Origin of the sequence: Pseudomonas sp. BSw22131 (assembly GCF_026810445.1) — a bacterium.
GTDB lineage: Bacteria > Pseudomonadota > Gammaproteobacteria > Pseudomonadales > Pseudomonadaceae > Aquipseudomonas > Aquipseudomonas huanghezhanensis.
This window is the reverse complement of sequence record NZ_CP113949.1, coordinates 1,613,742-1,631,921: the sequence shown is the minus strand read 5'-3', so window position 1 is coordinate 1,631,921 and position 18,180 is coordinate 1,613,742. Positions and strand designations below refer to the sequence as shown.

Annotated in this window: 14 protein-coding genes and 1 pseudogene; 5 read left to right on the top strand and 10 right to left on the bottom strand. The window is 58.6% G+C overall.

Features of this window, described 5'->3' with window-relative positions; all coding sequences use genetic code 11:
- Positions 1-2: 2 nt before the first annotated feature.
- The 7 genes from OYW20_RS07300 to OYW20_RS07270 form a co-directional block, all read right to left on the bottom strand.
- Entirely contained in the window at positions 3-419 is a 417-nt protein-coding gene (locus OYW20_RS07300) for a hypothetical protein (RefSeq protein ID WP_268800031.1), read from the bottom strand.
- Between the two features lie 14 nt (positions 420-433).
- Positions 434-1,720, bottom strand: coding sequence for a type II and III secretion system protein family protein (locus tag OYW20_RS07295; protein ID WP_268801074.1), 1,287 nt, complete (start codon positions 1,718-1,720; stop codon positions 434-436).
- 44 nt (positions 1,721-1,764) lie between these two features.
- Complete coding sequence (sctV, locus tag OYW20_RS07290; RefSeq protein ID WP_268801073.1) at positions 1,765-3,906, bottom strand: type III secretion system export apparatus subunit SctV; 2,142 nt, start codon at positions 3,904-3,906, stop codon at positions 1,765-1,767.
- Positions 3,906-4,256, bottom strand: coding sequence for a type III secretion apparatus assembly chaperone SctY (gene sctY / locus OYW20_RS07285; protein ID WP_268800030.1), 351 nt, complete (start codon positions 4,254-4,256; stop codon positions 3,906-3,908). Before sctY ends, sctV begins: the two co-directional genes overlap by 1 nt.
- Positions 4,256-4,615: a hypothetical protein gene (locus OYW20_RS07280; protein ID WP_268800029.1), complete on the bottom strand. Its 360-nt coding sequence runs from the start codon at positions 4,613-4,615 to the stop codon at positions 4,256-4,258. The genes sctY and OYW20_RS07280 overlap by 1 nt, the downstream gene beginning before the upstream one ends.
- Positions 4,612-5,556, bottom strand: a complete 945-nt coding sequence (locus OYW20_RS07275) for a SctD/MshK family protein (RefSeq protein WP_268800028.1) — start codon at positions 5,554-5,556, stop codon at positions 4,612-4,614. The genes OYW20_RS07280 and OYW20_RS07275 overlap by 4 nt, the downstream gene beginning before the upstream one ends.
- A gap of 120 nt (positions 5,557-5,676) precedes the next feature.
- On the bottom strand, positions 5,677-5,841 hold the full coding sequence (locus OYW20_RS07270; RefSeq protein ID WP_268800027.1) for a hypothetical protein: 165 nt from the start codon (positions 5,839-5,841) through the stop codon (positions 5,677-5,679).
- Positions 5,842-6,649: 808 nt separating this feature from the next.
- Here OYW20_RS07270 and OYW20_RS07265 point away from each other — a divergent pair.
- From OYW20_RS07265 to OYW20_RS07250, 4 genes are all read left to right on the top strand, one after another.
- A complete protein-coding gene (locus OYW20_RS07265; RefSeq protein ID WP_268800026.1) occupies positions 6,650-10,072 on the top strand; it encodes a hypothetical protein in 3,423 nt (1,140 codons plus the stop codon).
- Positions 10,073-10,254: 182 nt separating this feature from the next.
- The gene (locus OYW20_RS07260; RefSeq protein ID WP_268800025.1) at positions 10,255-13,263 is read left to right on the top strand and encodes a type III effector HrpK domain-containing protein; all 3,009 of its coding nucleotides are present in this window, start codon (positions 10,255-10,257) and stop codon (positions 13,261-13,263) included.
- A 274-nt stretch (positions 13,264-13,537) separates the two neighbouring features.
- Positions 13,538-14,635 carry a carboxynorspermidine decarboxylase gene (locus OYW20_RS07255; RefSeq protein ID WP_268800024.1) on the top strand — a complete coding sequence of 366 codons (1,098 nt, stop codon included), beginning with the start codon at positions 13,538-13,540 and terminating at the stop codon, positions 14,633-14,635.
- A gap of 26 nt (positions 14,636-14,661) precedes the next feature.
- Positions 14,662-15,897, top strand: coding sequence for a saccharopine dehydrogenase family protein (locus tag OYW20_RS07250; protein WP_268800023.1), 1,236 nt, complete (start codon positions 14,662-14,664; stop codon positions 15,895-15,897).
- Positions 15,898-16,072: 175 nt separating this feature from the next.
- On the opposite strand, the gene hepT is transcribed toward OYW20_RS07250, so the two are convergent.
- A complete protein-coding gene (gene hepT / locus OYW20_RS07245) occupies positions 16,073-16,501 on the bottom strand; it encodes a type VII toxin-antitoxin system HepT family RNase toxin (protein WP_268800022.1) in 429 nt (142 codons plus the stop codon).
- Positions 16,502-16,795: 294 nt separating this feature from the next.
- Between hepT and OYW20_RS07240 the strand changes: the two are divergent.
- A pseudogene (locus OYW20_RS07240) lies at positions 16,796-17,076 on the top strand (IS630 family transposase); the annotation flags it as partial.
- 128 nt (positions 17,077-17,204) lie between these two features.
- On the opposite strand, the gene OYW20_RS07235 reads toward OYW20_RS07240, so the two are convergent.
- Positions 17,205-17,633, bottom strand: coding sequence for a type VI secretion system amidase immunity protein Tai4 (locus OYW20_RS07235; protein ID WP_268800021.1), 429 nt, complete (start codon positions 17,631-17,633; stop codon positions 17,205-17,207).
- Positions 17,633-18,133, bottom strand: coding sequence for a type VI secretion system amidase effector protein Tae4 (locus tag OYW20_RS07230; protein ID WP_268800020.1), 501 nt, complete (start codon positions 18,131-18,133; stop codon positions 17,633-17,635). The genes OYW20_RS07235 and OYW20_RS07230 overlap by 1 nt, the downstream gene beginning before the upstream one ends.
- Positions 18,134-18,180 lie beyond the last annotated feature (47 nt).

Genomic DNA, 18,180 nt, shown 5'->3' with positions numbered 1-18,180 from the left:
GGTCATTGCCCCTCCTGCTTGTCGGCTTTGGCCTGCTGCTCGGTCAGTCTGCGGCGCAGTTCCTCGCGGTCGTAGCCGTCGATGTACACCTGCGCCGCACGCCCAACTGGCGCGGCCATCGTCGCCCCACTCGCCCTGCCCTGCATCAGATCCCCACGCTGTTCAACCATCTGCAGCAGCGTGAGGTTGTTGGCGCAGCCGGGGGGCAGCAAAGGCACGTATTCTTCTTCGTCGACGCCAAACTGGTCCTCGGGGGACGGTTTCAGGCATTCCACGGGAATCAGTTCGACCCGGCCGTCAGCACGTTTCAGCGCCTGGTAATCCGGCGAATACGACGCAGGGTCCAGGTGAGTCTTGCAGCCAGTCAGCGTCACCAGAAAGACCCCGGCCAGCAGCAGCGATGACAATGCACGATTCATGGTTGCTCCTTGGGTCAATTCATGTAGAAGCCGAACATGCCGCCGTTGCGCGGCCCCGCCGAAGCTGTGGTGGCGGCTTCGGGGCGGGCGTCCAGTGGCGTGGCGAGTGTTCGGGACCGGACCGGCTGCACCAGGTAAGGCGTGATGAGAATCACCAGCTCGGTTTCGTTGCGCTGGAAGCGTTTGGAGCGGAACAGATTGCCGAGGATCGGCATGTCACCCAGCATCGGCACCTTCTCGACGTCCTGGCTGCTTTCACGCTGGAACAGTCCGGCGATGGCGAAGGTCTGGCCGCTGCCGACTTCGACGCGGGTGTCAGCACGGCGTACCCGGAACGAAGGCACCTGATAGCCACCCACACTGACGGTGCTGGAGCCCATCAGGCTGCTGACTTCGGGACGCACTTGCAGGGCGATGCGGTCATTGGGGAGTACGGTCGGACTGAACAACAGCGACACGCCGTATTGCTTGTATTCGATGCCCACCAGATCGCTGTTGACCGGGACCGGCACGGCCACTTCACCGCCGGCCAGAAAGCTTGCCGTCTGGCCAGTCATGGCGGTGATATTGGGCTCGGCGAGGATCTCGAGAATGCCGTTGCTTTGCAGCGCCTCAAGCATCGCGTCGATATTGACGTTGCCTGATGCGAGGCCGGCGCTCACCACGTTAGACGCTCCGCTGGCCGCGTCCGCCGCCAGTGCGCCGCCGGTCAGCAGGCCGAATGAAAAGGTGCCGTTGTTGAACAGCGCATTCCAGTTCACGCCATAGCGCAGCAGCTCTGACCGCGACACTTCGGCAAACCGCACGCGGATATTGACCTGTGCCGAACCTTCGTAGGACGCACCGTTGATCGCGGTTTTGAATTCCTGCCCTTCGGTACCGAGCAGGGCGTTCAGGTCGGTCGCCTCACCCACGCTCTTGGCACTGCCTTTGGCCATGACCCGATTGCCGGCACCGCTGATCTGCACGCTGCTGCCGGGGTTCATCGTCTTCAACGGACGACTGACCGCCTGCGTGCCGCTGCTGACCGCAAGGCTCAAGGCCGCCAGTTGCTCGCCATCGGGGCCAAGGGCAATCAGGCTAGTCTGCCCTGGCGCTTTACCGAACACGTAAATCACCCCCGGGGAGACCACCTGCAAATCGGCAATGCCAGGTTCAGCGACCAGCACTGAATCCACCGGCGCCTTGAAGTTGAGGATGCGCCCCTCGCCCGATGCCAGGTCGATGGTGCCGGTGCTGCCTTTGGCGATGTTCTGGGCGCAGGCAATCACGGGCAGCATCAGCGCTGCAACGGCAGCCATCCACAAACCGAAGACGGCGTGCGAGCGAAACAGCGGAGTACACGTCATGAGGCAGTCGCCATGGAAGTAATGGGAACGCCGCTGGCTGAGCGGCGGTTGGTGATCTCGGTCAGGCTGATGGTGCCGACGGCCTGCAAGTTGTATTCACCGGCCAGGTCGCGGAACGACAGCACAGCCAGCTCCAGTTCTCCGCGCACCACAAGACGGCGCATACCGCGACGCAATTCGGGGTGCACCAGCAACACCGTCTGGTCCTCGTCCGGCAGGCGTTCACTGGCCTGCCGCAATTGCGTCAGCAGTGCACGATTACTGCTCTCGGGCAGCGAGTCACGATTGTTTTCCTGACGGCGCAAACCGGACCGCAGCTGTTCTTCCAGCGCAGGCGCCAGCACGAATGCACTGATAACCCGGTTGCGGTCAGCAAACTGGTGGCTGATCTGGCGGGCGAGCGCCGCCCGCAGTTGCTCGGCCAGACGTGCTGCATCGGCTTCGCGAGCGCCCCACTCGACCATCGCTTCGAGCAGCGCACGCTGATTGCGTATCGAGACACCTTCGGCGACGAGCAACCGCAGCGCCTCGGCGATGCGCTGCAAAGGCACGATGCGCAGCACTTCCCTGACCAGCTCGCCGTAGGTCCCTTCCATGCGCTCCAGAATCGCGCGGGTTTCCTGAATGCCGAGAAAGTCGGCGGCATAACGGCGCAGGGTGCGGTCGACCACGGCGCGCAGCACTTCGTCAGTCTGAAGAAAGCCGACACCCGCCTCCTGCAAGCTGTCCTGATGATGCCGCTCGATCCAGTGCGCAGGCCGACGACTCAACGGGGAGTCGGCTTCCAGCGTCGGGATGTCGAGCAGTTGCACATGCACCGGATCGTCTTTGAGCAGCAGGCAATCGGCAGGCAACTCCCCCTCACTGACCGGCACGCCTTCCAGCTCAATGACAAACCGGTTGCCCGTCATGGCAGGGTCAAGGTAGAGATCGGGAAGCGGAACTTCGATGCCCAGATCGCTGCGAATCTCATGACACAGCGATTCGATTCGCTGCTGCAGCGGATGCTCGGGCGCGGCCCGGGCCAGTGCGGACCCCAGGCTCAGCAGCAGGCGGCTGTCCAGCGGTTTGGCCAGCAGTTGCGGTTGCTCGGGCACCGGCAAATCAGACTCCGATGCCTGGACCATGTCCTGAGTCGGCACGACCTCGGCAATCTGGCCACGTCGATACATCGTCAACGCCGCCACCCCGAAAACCGCCGCAAGCGCGATGAAAACCAGCGCCGGAAAACCTGGCAGCCATGCGACGCCCAGCAGAATCAACGCCGTCAAACCCAACGCCATGTGGCTGGCACCCAGCTGTTGAAGGATCTCGGTGCCCAGGTTGCCTTCAACGTTATCGCTGTTGACGCGGGTGACCACCGTTCCGGCTGCCACTGAAATCAACAGCGCCGGGATCTGCGCGATCAGTCCATCGCCCACTGTCAGCAGCGAGTAGGTGTGCACTGCATCGCCGAAGGACATACCGCGTTCGAGCATGCCGATCAGCATGCCGCCCAACAGGTTCACCGACAGAATCACCAGCCCGGCAATCGCATCGCCTTTGACGAACTTCATCGCACCGTCCATGGCGCCGAACATTTGGCTTTCACGCTCAAGGCGCGAGCGGCGGCGACGGGCTTCAGGCTGATCGATGTCACCATTGCGCAGGTCGTTATCGATGCTCATCTGTTTGCCGGGCATCGCGTCGAGGGTGAAGCGCGCCGCCACTTCAGCCACCCGCTCGGCGCCTTTGGTGATCACCACAAACTGCGCAACCGTGATGATCAGAAACACCACCAGTCCGACCACCACTTGCCCTGCGATGACAAAGTCCCCGAACGCTTTGACGATGTGCCCGGCGTTGCCGTCCAGCAGGATCAGGCGCGTGGTGGTGATCGACAGCGACAGGCGAAACAGTGTGCTCAGCAGGATCAGCGGCGGCAGTGCCGAGAACTCCACCGAGTGGGAAATGTAAAAAGCGACGATCAGGATCAGGATGCTCAGCGAGATGTTCAGGCCGATCAGCGCATCAACCAGCCAGGTCGGCAACGGGATGATCATCATCACGATGGCCATCAGCATGAACGCGACAATGATCACGTCACTGCGCTTGGCGGCCATACGGGCCAGGGCGTTGAGGCGGTTCATGATCGGCATCATTGCGCGGCTCTCCGGGCGGCCAGGTAATGTTTGAAGCACTGCCGCGCCTCTTCCCTTCGGGCCGCTGCCCACAATGCACGACTGCGCAACAGCAGCACGCCGGGGGTTTCACCCTCCTCGTCCACCAACCGGTCCAGCGCGCTCAAGGCTCGGTCCGGCTGGCCGCTGTCGGTAAATGCCATTGCCAGGTTGCGCAACAGCAGCGGATCACGGGGCGAGAGGTGCGCCGCAATCAGCAGCATGACCAGCCCGCGCCGGGATTGACCGCCACGGCGGTACAGTTCGCCCATGCCCTTGAGCAACTCGACGGCGTCCTGGTCTTCGCGATGAAGGCGTTGCCCCGGCATCAGGCCTGCACCTCGGCGCGCTGTTGCTCAAGTGTGCGGCGCATGTCGATTTCCTCGCTGATCAGTTCGTGGGCCAGCGCCTTTATCTCGGGCTCGGCGTCCAGGGCGGGCAACACGCTGTCCAGTACGTACTCCAGAATTTCCAGCGAACGGGTGCTGCCGAACAGCTCGGCGCTGATGCCAGCGGCGTTCGATGACTGCTCGACATCGCTGCGCAATGAGCGACGGGCCGCGACCTCGCGCTTACTCAGGACGGCTTCGAAACGAGCGCCCTGGCGATGAGCTGCCGGCTGGAGCGCCTGCACCCCTGCCGTTTTGTCGGCCGTGACCGGTAACGCAGGACGCGGGTCGATTCTCATAGGGTGAACGTGAACCTGTCTTCACCCCGGGCGAGAATCACCTGGTTGTTTTCGATGCGCTCCAGCATCCAGTCATCGGCCAGCGCCGCGCCGGGGTACAAACGCTTGCCGCTTTCATTCACGACGTAGGGATTAGCGCCGAACCACACCGCCTGAAAGCGCACGCGGGGTTTGGCGATTTCGGTACGCGGGGCCACGCTTTGATGCAACACCACTTGCTGCCCGAAGCGCGCGTCATAGGCTTGCTGCACGCTCACCCACTGACCTTTTTTCGCTGGGTCGTAGCTGCCTTGGGCGCTCAGTTGGCCGTCGATTTCACTGACCTTGATCTGGTTCAGGCTGGACGCTGTCAGTTGTTGTTCAAGCCACACTCTGGCTTCTTCAGAAGTGGCAGCCGGAGGGTTTGGTACAGGGGATGAAGTCGCCATGTCTTCGCGAAGGACGCTGCCCGCTGGCGATGCGGGCTGGCCGCGAAACGCAAACGCGCCCACGCACAAAAACATCAACAACAGCGCCAGTATCCACTGTGGCTTGCGCCGCCATACCGGCACGCCGCCTTCGACAGGGACCTGCGGTTGAGCGGGATCGGTCAGGGTCAGACGGGCATCTCCCAGGCGAATATCCAAGGGAAGGCGCGCGCGATGACCGCTGCCAACGGGGATGTTTATGGCCTGGCCGTTACGTGCAATGACGGTCACATCGCCGCCCAGTGCCTCGACCGCCACCTGGCCGGAAGAGAACCGCAGCGCCATGTGCCGTTCGGCAATACCGGGGTCGCTGATCAGCAGGTCCGCGTGCTCGGCACTGCCGATGACGTAGGCGGCTTTGTCCAGAGGCAGAGTGACCCCTTGATGCAAGCCGCGGGTCACGCTAAGCAGTGGAATGCTTTTTCCTGGTGCCGATGAGCCCGGCGCCGAGGTGAGGAAAATCAGGGCTGTCATATCGAGTTACCCGAGTGGTGTGCGCAGGCAAGGGCGAGTTAGACGCCGGAAAAATAAAGGTGCGTTGAAGCGAAATAAACAGGTAGTGCGGGCAGCCTTTGAACTGCCCGCACAGCAACGTCAGTTCTGAGGACGTTGCTTGGTCGCGTCGAGCTCAGCTTTTTTGGCTGTGGTCAGTTCGGTGATCTTTGCCGACTTCTCGATAGCCATGTTGAAGGTGGCTTCCATTTTAGCGATCGCTGCATCTGCGCCGCCGCCTGAGCTTGCTGGAGGGACTTCAGCCATTTTGAATCTCCTTACTTAGGATGGGGATGTCTTCAGCCGCAAAGCGGCACATGGGTACTTCATGCATCACAGTAAACTGACTTCATGACAAACTAATTTCGCTGCCACCGTGCTGCACGAAACAATAGTACGCAGATGAATTTAGCCACGGCTGTGAAAACTTGTGAAACGCGGCATGGCAAGTAATAAACCCCGCACAAGAAGCAATGACATCATTTAGCCTCCACCTACAAACACTGGGCGAAGGCAACTTTATAAATATATTTCCTCTCATTTCTGAACTTTATTCTTATAGGTTGTCATCGCAGTTATGCGCATCCAACTCACCGTAAACGCGCCGGCACGCCCAACGAGAAACTCGCTGCAAGCCACAGCCCGCTAGGCTCTCTGGTTGTGAAACGTTGTGAAAACGCCCGCGTGATCCGCCACGAGTCGTGACACTCTGATAGTGTTTCGGCCTGAGCGACAGAGCAGGTACTGCAATAAAAATTGCACGGGCAAAACAACCCGCTGATCAACAGTGAAGTTCTAACCCCGTCGTTGCATGACGTATCAACCGCCTGCGCCGCGAACCCAGCCCCCTTATCGGGTCACACTTTTGCAGTCATAACGCCGCCGCATCGACGGCTGATAAAACAATAAGACGCCGCTATTCATTGGCTATCTGCTGCACGAGGCTCGGCGAGGATAAAAGTTATCCGCACGCTTTACAGGCTCGTATTCCGCCCCAGTCGGGGTCATGACTTGATGATGCTTCGGCGCGCCCCTGGCGTCTTCGGCCGAACGGTTCAAACAGGAGTTCAATCCCATGTCGACCCGCCCCTTGAGCAGCACGCCCGATTCGAAACCCGTCTCACCGAGCGCCGTCGCGCTGAAGACCGTGTTCACCGCTGTGCTCAAAAGCAGCGTGAAAAACGCCGATCAATATCGCCCGGCCACACCGGATGAAAAAGCCCCGGCACTCAAGGACTACAAGACCATCGAAGAGCCGGGAACGGTGGCGGCGGACACCGTGCGTTATGTCACGCAGGACGGCGAGCAGGTGCTGGTCAGCAAGTCTTCGAATCCCAAAATGTTCAAACAGGTGGTCGATGACCGCCCCACTCTCCAGGCCATCAAGGAAAGTGTCTCCGAGGGCTACGAATTGGCAGCCACGGACGCAGCCACTCCCGGGACTTTGGGCGAGTACGCGTTCATCGGCCCGCCCGATGAAAAAGGTCCGGGGCTGATCCGCTACGTCACTCAGGACGGCAAGAAAGTGATCCTGGCCGAGCAGGACAACCCTGAGCTGTTCAAGCAGATCTCTGCAGACTTCAAAGCCTTGTCCGGTATCAATGCCAGCGAAGCGGACGGCTATCAGCGTGTGGGCGCCGATCAGCCACCGCCGAAATTCGGCGAATATCTGGTCATTGGTCCAGCCGAAGAAGTGGGCCCTGGCGTGGTGCGCTACGTCACCCAGGACGGGGCCAAGCATGTGGTTTCCGAACGCGACAACCCCGAGCTGTTCAAAGCAGTCAACGACGCCTACGCAGGGCTGGTCGGGATGCGTGAAAGCGAAGCCGGGGGTTACCGTCGTGCCACCGACAACGAGGTCTGGCCGCCTGCCACCGGCACCACAGTCGGTGCCAAAGACGAGGTCGGCCCGGACTTGATTCGTTACGACAACGGCACTGACAAAGTCATCGTTGCCCGCGACGACAACCCCAAGCTGTTCGACTACCTGACTTCGCTGCGCGAGATCATCGACGACCCGGCCAAGTCCGCTGACGTCAACACCGCCGTCTCGGGTGGAGCAACGCTGGCCGACCAGAACACCCCCATCCCCGAGCTCAACGACTACAAGAACTTCGCCTGGACAGTGGGCCAGGAAGGCGAAACCCTGACCTACGAAAAACAGGACGGCAGCAAGGTGGTGGTCTCCAAAGACCTGACGCCTGAGCTGTTCAAAAGCGCCAGCACCGCCAGTGAAACCTGGAGCCAGATCCACACCTCTGAGGCCGGGGGCTACAAGCTCGCCGGTCCCAATGACTTTCTCAAGAACACCGACATAACCTTCGGCTCACCCGATGAGCTGGGCAACGGTCTGATTCGCTACGAGACCAGCGAAGGCAAGGTCATCGTTTCCAAGGAGCTGAGTCCGCAGCTGTACGACGACGTCGTCGCCAAGTGGGAAGCCTGGACCAAGACCGAGGTTGATAACACCCGCAGCGGTTCCGATCTGCCGCCCAAAGACGAACTGGACGTGCTCAACCTCAACACCGGCGTGAAAGCCGATCCGAAAGATGACAAATCCCCCGAACTGACCGTCAGTGAACTGGCGACCAAAGAGCTGCTGGACACTTACCGTGCGGGTGTCAAGGACGGCTCGATCCCCAAAGATGACAACCGCGCGAAGCTGGTCCGCGCACTTGAAGCGCAGGCGGCTTATCAGAACGGACGGGGCCTGACCGGGTACGAAGAGGAACCGGGGGCGTTTGGGGGCACCTGGCGCGTGTTCGATGACAAGCAGACCGAGCTGTCGTCGGCTGACATGCACGACATCATCGACGGCGGCGCATTGCAGGAGCAGATCAGCACGCTGTTCTCCGACCCCACTGTCACGGCCGATTACAAGGCGCAGATGGACAGCGCCATCGGTCACATTCCGAACAAGGATGAGATCAAGCAAAAGCTGCTGGACCTGACCAATAATCCTGACTACGTGACGTACCTCAAGGACCTGCAGAAACAGGGCAAGGCCCATGAAGCGCAGCAGGACTTGAGCGATACCCTGACGTCGTTGTCGCTGTTCGACCCGGATGCCGCTACCAAGGCAGCGCAGAATATTCAGGCCGATGGCTTGACCAGCGATCTCAACGACCTGATCAGCGACCCGAGCAAGATCTCGGAAGAAAACACCGAGCTGGCGACCAAGGACATGTTTGGTCTGCTCAAAAGCGTACTCAAGGGCGAATTGCTCGACCTGCCCCGCCGTACGCAGGAGACCATCGAAAAGTTTCTCGAAGAAGGCATGCAGGGCAAGGAGAAGTCTTCCGCTGTCAGCAAGGCCTTGCAAGAGCTGGGTGAGGCCTACAAAACCAAGGGCAGCATTTCCGAAGCCGATATCAAAACCGCGCTTTCCAAGTCCTACGTCCCTATTGCCGAGCGCGGCAAGCTGGGGGAAGTCTTCAGTGCGCTGAACACCAAAGGCATTCTCGGCTCAATGGGTGCGGGCGTGTCGCTGTTCTCCGGGATTTACCAACTGGCGGGCAATGGCGGAAAACTCGCCGAAACGCCGCTGCAAAGGCTGGCGATTGCCAAGGACTTCCTGAGCTTTGCCGGTGCAGGCAGCCACTTCATCAAGCTCGGCGATGCCGTGGCGGACCTTGTGGGCAAAGGCGGCATGGTCGATTTCCTGGGGCTGGACAAAACCCTGCCCGAAATCTGGGGCAAGGAAGGCGTTCAGTCGCCGATGGTTGAAGTGCGTGACCCCAATCTCTCCGAGGCAATGAAAAACAAGATCAGCAGCGCACTGGACATCACCCCGGATATCTCCGACATCCTGGGCGATGGCAAGGGCACGTTCGCCGACGCCGAGAAAGTCCAGGGCGGCATCACTGCGCGGCTTGATGATGCCGTGACAGGCGCAGGCGCTGCCAAACTCGGAGCGGGCAAAGCCGGCAAGATCGCAGGTTCGGTGATCAAGGTGCTCGGGCCTGCAACCGACGTGGTCGGCGGTTTTGCCGATATCGTGTTGGGCGCATTCACGATCAAGAGCGGTATCGAGACCGGCGACCCCTTGGCCAAGGCTGCGGGCGGGCTGCAAATCGCGGCCGGCGCGTTTGGCGCATCCGCCGGGGTGCTGGGTGCGGCGGCGCTGGTCGGGGCGGGTTCGGCGGCGGCACTCACAGGGCCGTTTTTCCTGGTGGGTGTGGTGCTTGCGGTCATCGGCGGGATCATTGGTTATTTCGTCGATCACAACAAAAAACAGAAGGCCAGCGAGAAGGAGAACGACTGGTATCGCGACCTTGCCGCCGACGGGCTGCTACAGGACAACTGGGGCGACAAAGTCGAATACCTGCATTACTCGATTCACGAATACGGCGAACGCGAAGCACCACCGGACGACAGCCTGTTCCGCTTCCAGAGCGCCGAATGGCAGCACTTCGACGCAACGCCGCAGGAAGGCGGCTCTTCCAGCAATCGACTGGATGAGGAGTTGCACGTCGAATATGGAGAAGATAAACGCTAGCAACGGCCTTCCAGCCGTCGCTTTTCTGCCCCTTGGCGGCTCGTTCCGCCAGGGGGTTTCCTGCTTGGAAAATGTTGATCCAGGCCTTGTAAAACAAGGCTTTCAGACTGTTCGCGCTGTCATCTGTTCTTCACACATTGCGGTCTACCTTGGGGCACATTTTTCATTCAAGGAGCCCCGCGATGTCTCTTACGATCACCAACCTGCCCAAGGTTCTCGCTGATACCGTCAGCAACGCCACTAAAGGCCTGTGGGGCGATTCGGTCGAGCGCGCCAAAGCCAAGGACGCGGGGATCGAATGGCAACTCCCCGACGGCGACAATCGCTCGGCGCAACAGATTATCGATGACAGTCCACTGCTCAAGAACCTGGGCAACCAGAGCGACGTGAAAGAGAAACTCAAGGACCGCGTAGGCGATTTCGATACCGACCGCGATGCGGCCTATCGCGCGACGCAGGTGCTGGAACACATCGAGCAACTGGATGAAGGCGGCAACCGTGTCGCGAGTAAGGATGTGAACAACGGAAGGGTCGACGGTTTCACCAGCCGCCAGGAGGCCCGTCACGGCACCGAGGCCGGTCGTCTTCAGGACTTCGGCAAATATGGCTTCGAGAATCTGAAGGGCGAGCTCAAGCACGTGGGCTCGGCTGGCGATGACCCGGTTGCTCGCGAGAAAGCCGAGGCAACAGGTATCGTGTGGCAGCGACCGGAAGGTGACGAACGCTCGGCGCAGGACATCATCGAAGCCAACCCTCTGCTTAAAAACCTGGGCAACCAGAGTGGCGTGAAAGACATGCTCAAAGAGCAGGTCGGCGATTTCGACACCGACCCTGATGCTGCCTTTCGCGCAGGCCAGGTGCTGGATCGCATCGTCGGCTACGACGAAAGCGGCAAGGTGCTCAGCGGCAAAGACGTGAGCAACAGCAGCGTCGACGGCTTCACAAAGAGCGGCGAAGCACGACACGGGACCGAAGCCGGTCGCTTGCAGGATTTCGGCAAGTCGGGGTTTGACGCGCTACCCAAGGCCCAGGCAAGTGAGGATATCGCCAGCTACAAAGATTTCCTCAAGGCCAAACCCGACGCCGACGCAGGCTCACAACAAATCGCCCGGTACGCGGCCATCCTTGAGCAGAAATATGACTCGATCAGCGGCAAGACCGGCGCCGACGGCGCGCTGACCGAGCAGAACATCAAGGACTACAAGGACGCCAACCCACAGCTCAGCGGCCAAGAGAAAGAGGCGCTGGCGTTCTGGTCTCAGCCGGGCGCCTTCAAAGTCCTCGACACCGCCAGCAACCCACTGGCCAACAACGCCGACGGCAAGGTCGGCAAGAGCGACATCAAGAACTGGTTGAAGACCACTGCGCCGGCCGACGCCACCGCGTTGACCGGCCTGTTATCGAGCGTTGTATCGGGTAACGCGACTCACAACGTCGACACCAGCAAGCTGGGCGCGGATGTGTTCGAACACCCGGAAAACTACACAGCCGAACAAAAGGCGGCCGTGTTGCTGGACCTGCAGAATGCGCAAAAGCTGGTGGTCGATGGCGCCAAAGCAGGCATGTGGGGCGACGATTACGGCAAGGTAGCCATTGCCAATGGTTCCGGCGCCCTGTGGGAACCGGAAAAGGTTCTGAAGGACATTACCGATCACATCACCCTCCTGCAGAACGACAAGCCCACGGCCGAATTCCTCAAGACCAGCAGCGATGACGCGATTAAGGCGATGTTCGAGTCCAGCCCCGAACTCAAAGACGCGATCACCAAAACCTACGAGGACCAGATAAAATCCGGCAAAGCGCTGGATAAGGCGTGGGACGCAGCGACCAAGGATGGCAAGACTGACCAGCCGGAAGCCCTGACCAACTTCTACGCCACGGCGCAGACAATGCAGTCGATGCTCGGTATCAACAACGCCGCCGAAATCCAGTCGGCAGTGGGCAAGTCTTCCCACAGTGAAGCGTTCAACACCTATTACAAAGACTCACTGGCCTCGGGCGAGCGCTTGCGCGAGTTGCTCAAGACCCAGACGCCGGAAGCAGCGGCCGGTGCCTTCAGCATGGAAGTGGCGCTTTACAACGCCACGCTGGACCCAGAGTTCACCGGGGCGCTGGACAAACAACTCAATGACAACTTCTCCAGCATCGTTCAGGAAAACGCCTTCAACGGCGCGACCTTCGACGACCTGAAACTCGCCTACGGCAAGGACGGCGGCGAAGAGCTGGATGAAGACAAAGTGCGCAAGCAGATCGAGCAGGTGCGCAAGGAGTCCCCGGAACTGCTGATGAACGCCGACGGCACCGCCGCCACAACCGATCAGATTCTGGCGGGCGTGCGCGGCAACTGGGACGTGTTCCGTCAAGGCATCAAGGGGTTGGACCAGATGGGCTCGCTGAGCAGCTTTGATGTCAGCGGCGATGGCAAGGCTGCCTACAACAGCGGCACGCTGCATGTGGTGAGCGGCATCTTCCTGGCTGGCGTGACCATTGCCCGCGGCGCACAAAGCGGCGGCAAGCTGACCGAGCGCAACATCGTCGACATCACCACCGGATCGATTCAGACCGCCACCGTGCTCACCGAAGGCGGCACCAAGGCCTACAAGGAATATCTGGATACCGCGATCAAAAACAGCGAGCAGACCGTCGAGGATATGCGCACCGGAAAGCTGCCCAGCGATTTGCTCGATAAGGCCAAGGAAAACGTCAAAGACGGCGAGCACGCCAAGGTCATCGCAGGCAAGTTCGAGGAAGCCGCCAAAGGTCTGGGCGGTCTCGCAGGCATCGCGGCAGGCGCCTACGGTATTTTCGACGGCGTGAAGGCGATTCGCCGCGGAGACAATCTGACCGGTGGGTTCGGGATCACCGCCGGTTCGCTGGGTGTCCTGGCGGGCGCGGCCTCAACTGTCGAGGGCAGCCTGGGGCTGGTGGGTGCCAATTTGCCGCGCTTCATTCCTTTCATGGCCGGTGCAGCAGGCGTGCTTGGCGTCTTGGGCGCGGGCGTGGCGGTGCTTGGGGCGATCATCCCGGCGCTGGTCAAGGAAGGTCAGCAGCAGGCCAAGGTTGATGACTTCGCCCAAGTGCTGGGTGGCTCGATCGAGCGATACGGCATCGACGGTGTCAAAGACGGCACCATCAGCGACATTCCGACCAAGGACTGGCCGGGCGGCGAAGATTCGACTATCGCGTCCTGATCGGGCTGTGTCTTCAGCTCCGCGTGATGTCTCTGCCGTGACCCATTTGCAGGGTTTCGATGTGTAGGAGCGCGCTTGCCCGCGAAGGCGGTGGATCAGGCAACATACCGTTGCCGGATGTACCGACCTCTTCGCGGGCAAGCGCGCTCCTACCTGAGTTGGGATCGACGCACGTCGATAAATTCACGAAAACACCCCCCTCACCCTTTCGATCCCTATCAAGTGAAGGCACAATCCGCATCCTTTTTCGGCTGGCAACGCTGGAGGCCTCGAAATGATCAAAACGCCGTATTACCTCATCGACAAACAAAAGCTTGTGCGCAACATGGAAAAGATCGCGTACATGCGCGAGCATTCCGGTGCGAAGGCACTGCTGGCACTCAAGTGTTTCGCGACCTGGTCTGTGTTCGATTTGATGCAGCAGTACATGGACGGGACCACCTCTTCGTCGCTCTACGAACTGAAGCTGGGCCGTCAGAAGTTTGCCGGTGAAACCCACGCCTACAGCGTGGCGTGGGCGGACGATGAAATCGAAGACATGCTCGCTAACTGCGACAAGATCATTTTCAATTCCATCGGTCAGCTGCAGCGTTTCTCCGAAGCCTGCGCGGGCACGGTGCGCGGGCTGCGCGTCAATCCGCAGGTGAGCAGTTCCGATTATCTGCTGGCTGACCCGGCACGCCCGTTCAGCCGACTGGGCGAGTGGGACCCTGAGAAGATCGAGCAGGTCATCGATCAGGTTTCCGGTTTCATGTTCCACAACAATTGTGAGAACAGCGACTTCAGCCTGTTCGAGCAGATGCTGACGACCATTGAAGAACGGTTCGGCCATTTGCTGCACAAGGTCGAATGGGTCAGCCTCGGCGGCGGTATCCATTTCACCGGCGAGGACTACCCGCTGGACGCCTTCTGCGCCCGTCTCAAGGCCTTCTCGCAAAAATACGACGTTCAGGTGTATCTGGAGCCCGGCGAAGCCGCGATCACCCAGAGCGCATCGCTGGAAGTCACCGTGCTCGACACGCTCTACAACGGCAAGCATCTGGCCGTGGTGGACAGCTCGATCGAAGCGCACATGCTCGATCTGCTGATCTATCGCCTGAACGCCAAGCTGGCGCCAAGCGACGGCGACCACACGTACATGGTGTGCGGCAAATCCTGCCTGGCCGGGGATATCTTCGGCGAGTATCAATTCGAGCGTCCGCTGGCCATCGGCGACCGGCTGTCTTTCGTTGATGCGGCGGGCTACACCATGGTCAAGAAAAACTGGTTCAACGGCCTTAAAATGCCATCCATCGTAGTGAAACAACTCGACGGTACAGTCGATGTGGTTCGTGAATTTGGCTTTGACGATTACCTGTCCAGCCTCTCGTAAGCTGGCGGAAAGGAGAGAGAAATAAATTGAAGAAGAACGTTCTTATCATTGGTGCAGGAGGTGTCGCCAAGGTGGTGGCCCACAAGTGCGCGCAGCACAACGACGAACTCGGTCGTATTGCTATCGCGTCGCGCAACATCTCCAAGTGCCAGGCCATCATCGACAGCGTCAAGGCCAAGGGCAGCCTCAAACAGCCTGCTGAGATCAAAGCCTTCTCGTTGAACGCTTTGGATATCGAAGCGACCAAGGCCCTGATCATCGAGACCGAATCGCAGATCGTGATCAACGTCGGCTCCTCGTTCCTCAACATGTCAGTCCTGCGCGCCTGCATCGACACCGGCGTAGCTTATCTGGATACCGCTATCCACGAAGAGCCAGGCAAGGTCTGCGAGACGCCGCCCTGGTATGGCAATTACGAGTGGAAACACCTTGAGGAGTGTAAGCAAAAGAACGTCACGGCGATCCTCGGCATCGGCTTTGACCCAGGAGTGGTCAACGCGTACGCCGCACTCGCGCAACAGGAGTATTTCGACCGCATCGAATCGATCGACATCCTCGACGTCAATGCCGGTTCACACGGCAAATACTTCGCGACCAACTTCGATCCGGAAATCAATTTCCGTGAATTCACCGGGCAGGTCTGGAGCTGGCAGAACAGCGAGTGGACCAGCAACGCCATGTTCGAAGTCAAGCGCACCGATGACTTGCCAGTCGTCGGCAGCCAGAGCCTGTACCTGACAGGCCATGATGAAGTGCACTCGTTGTCGAAAAACCTCGACGTACCCAATGTGCGCTTCTGGATGAGCTTTGGTGAGCACTACATCAATGTGTTCACGGTGCTCAACAGCCTCGGCCTACTGTCCGAAAAACCGGTGAAAACCGCCGAAGGCCTGGAAGTCGTGCCATTGAAGGTGGTCAAGGCCGTGCTGCCCGACCCTGCCTCGCTGGCGCCGGGCTACACCGGCAAGACCTGCATCGGCGATCTGGTCAAAGGCACCAAGGACGGCCAGCCGCGCGAGATGTTCATCTATAACGTCGCCGACCACGAGCAGGCGTTCGCCGAGACCGACAGCCAGGGTATCTCCTACACCGCAGGCGTGCCGCCAGTCGCCGCCGCGTTGCTGGTTGCCCGTGGTGACTGGGACGTCGCGCGCATGGTCAACGTCGAGGAACTCCCCGCCGAGCCATTCCTCAGAGCGCTGGACCTGATGGGTCTGCCGACGCGCATCAAGGATGAGCACGGCGATCGCGCCTGGAAGTAAAACGCTGAAAAAGGTGCGCCCATGCTGGCGCACCTTGTTTTACTCTCCTTTCCCGAATATCCCCTGTGAGCGCGCTTGCCCGCGATCGCATCTGTCGTGCCTATGGTTCAGCCACAGAACCACCGCAATCGCGGGCAGCCGCGCTGCTACAGGGCAATAAAATAAGGGACTTGGATCAGCTACCGCTCAAAGCTGCATCTTTGCGAATGATCGCCGAACTAAACTCAACAAAATCGCCAAGATGCTCGGTGATGATTGCGACGGTGATGGGTAACTGAAGCGTTTGATACTCATGAACTGGAATATTGCGAAATCCGACCCTGTTCTTCATCGTCGCGAGCGGAGACGTTTCCAACCATCCGCCACGGCTTAACAGCTCGAAAACATCACGTGCGCTTTGAGGAACACGCAGCTTTTCACGACGAATAAGGTGTTGGCCCATATCCAACGCAGCCTCACACGCTCGCCGGATGTTCAGGATCGCCGCATCCTGACGAGTCAAGTCAGTTGCAAATGTGGAAGCGTCCTTCTGGTACTCCTCCTTTGCTCGGGCGACACCCCGCTCAATGGAAGCGGCTTTGTTGATCAGCACATCATCGGCCAAGAATAAAACCTTCCTTCTGAATGTCCATTAACAGGCCTGCCCTGGCAGTCGTTACACTCCTGTGCGATTCGCTGGCAAACCTCAGCACAACCTGCAGGATGGCTAGTACACGACCGCAGCAGCATCCTCTTTACTGTTAAGCAGACAGAGTTGGGCGAAGCACAGACCTGATTTTCGATTGAATCAACGTTTTTTTAAACCCTGAAGCAAAGGGGGGGTTAAAAACGCTTGCCTACTTCAGACCTTCCCTAAAACCCCTTGAACAGAGGCACGCGAGGGAAGCTGTTGAACTTAGAAGTGAAAGCCTGGCTGGCTAAACATCCTCGCTTTCATATTTATTTCACGCCGACCTCCAGCTCATTAATGAACACAATTGAACGCTATGTCGAAACATCACAGTCTACCTGCGCGAAGGCAGTTTTGCATCAGTTAGGTAACTGGAACGCTCCATTACAGCGCCAATGGTGTTATGCAATGTCAAGCGGACTCAATAAGTTTGGAACGCCAAGGGAGAGGGGACTTTGAATAAAATCCGACGGGCACGTGAAGTACTTGATACCGAATACAACAAGTAAATACTTCGAAAACAATACACTAGTACGTAAATTTACCCATTGAAATCTTAGCTGACTGGCATTAAGGCTTGGCCTATGACGCCAGAGTGTCATAGCGCCAACCTTCGAGAGCATGATTAATCCACGAATTATGGGTTATCTTGCTTGTACGTGTGACCGGGATTTATCACTACTTTTTTTGCGAGGGAGTCTAGTTCTTTACTGTGATACAGATCCAAGCATTTCAAAAAGTCGAACCTGACACCTTTAATCTCAGCCTCAACTAATGGGTTTTTATAATTCCTGTTCAGATAGCTGTTTACCAAGGCTTTGACTTCGTCCGGACTTTTTTCCAAGTCATAATACGTCCAGTCGCGCAACGCGCTAACACTACTACCGGCATCTGTCGCTGCGTCCTTGTCACCCTTATAGGCGTTCGCCACACACGTCGCGAGCACCATATCCTTGTAGTTTTGCCCGTAGCTTTGCTCGATGCTTTGTGGAGAGGAGGGACGATCAGTTGCGAAGGCTAGAGACGCTGTAAGCATAAAAGCTAAGAAACCCAGGAAACGTCTCATCAACTTAAGCTCCAAAAATTTGCCTGATCTGTATGATAATTAACACCTGGCTCATTAAAATAACAGTGATCATAGCAAGTATTACCATCAAACAAAGTCGCATGACCTTGCGCATCATCCCAGCCGGAAACCTCAAAAAGTATAACGCCCTTTTTTCCAGCCAGTGCGCCGCCGCCAGAGGGAGGATATTTAACTACATCCGGCTTACCCCACTTAGCCTCCAAGAAGGTGATCAAGTTCTTTACCCGAAAAAAATATTGCCGCTGATCTCCACCAGATACGGTCTGCCCTGGGATTTTCGGAATAACAAACCCTGCATGATTTAAAATGTAGCTCATACGCACAGCGCAGGTGTTAGTCCATTTCTGGGAAGGTTCTGAATTATTAATATTTTTTTCAACATATCCCCCTACCAATGTCGCAACCCTTTGTCCCGAGTTGATAGGATCATAGATTTGTTGAGACGCAGCCCAAGCAGCTGCAAAGAAAGGCCTAGCCATTATTCATCCTTAATAATATAAGCTACCGATGGAATATACATTAAAAA

Coding starts and splice junctions, on each gene's coding strand:
- OYW20_RS07275 (WP_268800028.1), bottom strand. CDS start 5,556: ATGACAGCCCTGATTTTCCTCACCTCGGCGCCGGGCTCATCGGCACCA.
- OYW20_RS07270 (WP_268800027.1), bottom strand. CDS start 5,841: ATGGCTGAAGTCCCTCCAGCAAGCTCAGGCGGCGGCGCAGATGCAGCG.
- OYW20_RS07300 (WP_268800031.1), bottom strand. CDS start 419: ATGAATCGTGCATTGTCATCGCTGCTGCTGGCCGGGGTCTTTCTGGTG.
- OYW20_RS07265 (WP_268800026.1), top strand. CDS start 6,650: ATGTCGACCCGCCCCTTGAGCAGCACGCCCGATTCGAAACCCGTCTCA.
- OYW20_RS07280 (WP_268800029.1), bottom strand. CDS start 4,615: ATGAGAATCGACCCGCGTCCTGCGTTACCGGTCACGGCCGACAAAACG.
- OYW20_RS07235 (WP_268800021.1), bottom strand. CDS start 17,633: ATGAGACGTTTCCTGGGTTTCTTAGCTTTTATGCTTACAGCGTCTCTA.
- OYW20_RS07255 (WP_268800024.1), top strand. CDS start 13,538: ATGATCAAAACGCCGTATTACCTCATCGACAAACAAAAGCTTGTGCGC.
- sctY (WP_268800030.1), bottom strand. CDS start 4,256: ATGCCGGGGCAACGCCTTCATCGCGAAGACCAGGACGCCGTCGAGTTG.
- OYW20_RS07295 (WP_268801074.1), bottom strand. CDS start 1,720: ATGGCTGCCGTTGCAGCGCTGATGCTGCCCGTGATTGCCTGCGCCCAG.
- OYW20_RS07230 (WP_268800020.1), bottom strand. CDS start 18,133: ATGGCTAGGCCTTTCTTTGCAGCTGCTTGGGCTGCGTCTCAACAAATC.
- OYW20_RS07260 (WP_268800025.1), top strand. CDS start 10,255: ATGTCTCTTACGATCACCAACCTGCCCAAGGTTCTCGCTGATACCGTC.
- sctV (WP_268801073.1), bottom strand. CDS start 3,906: ATGCCGATCATGAACCGCCTCAACGCCCTGGCCCGTATGGCCGCCAAG.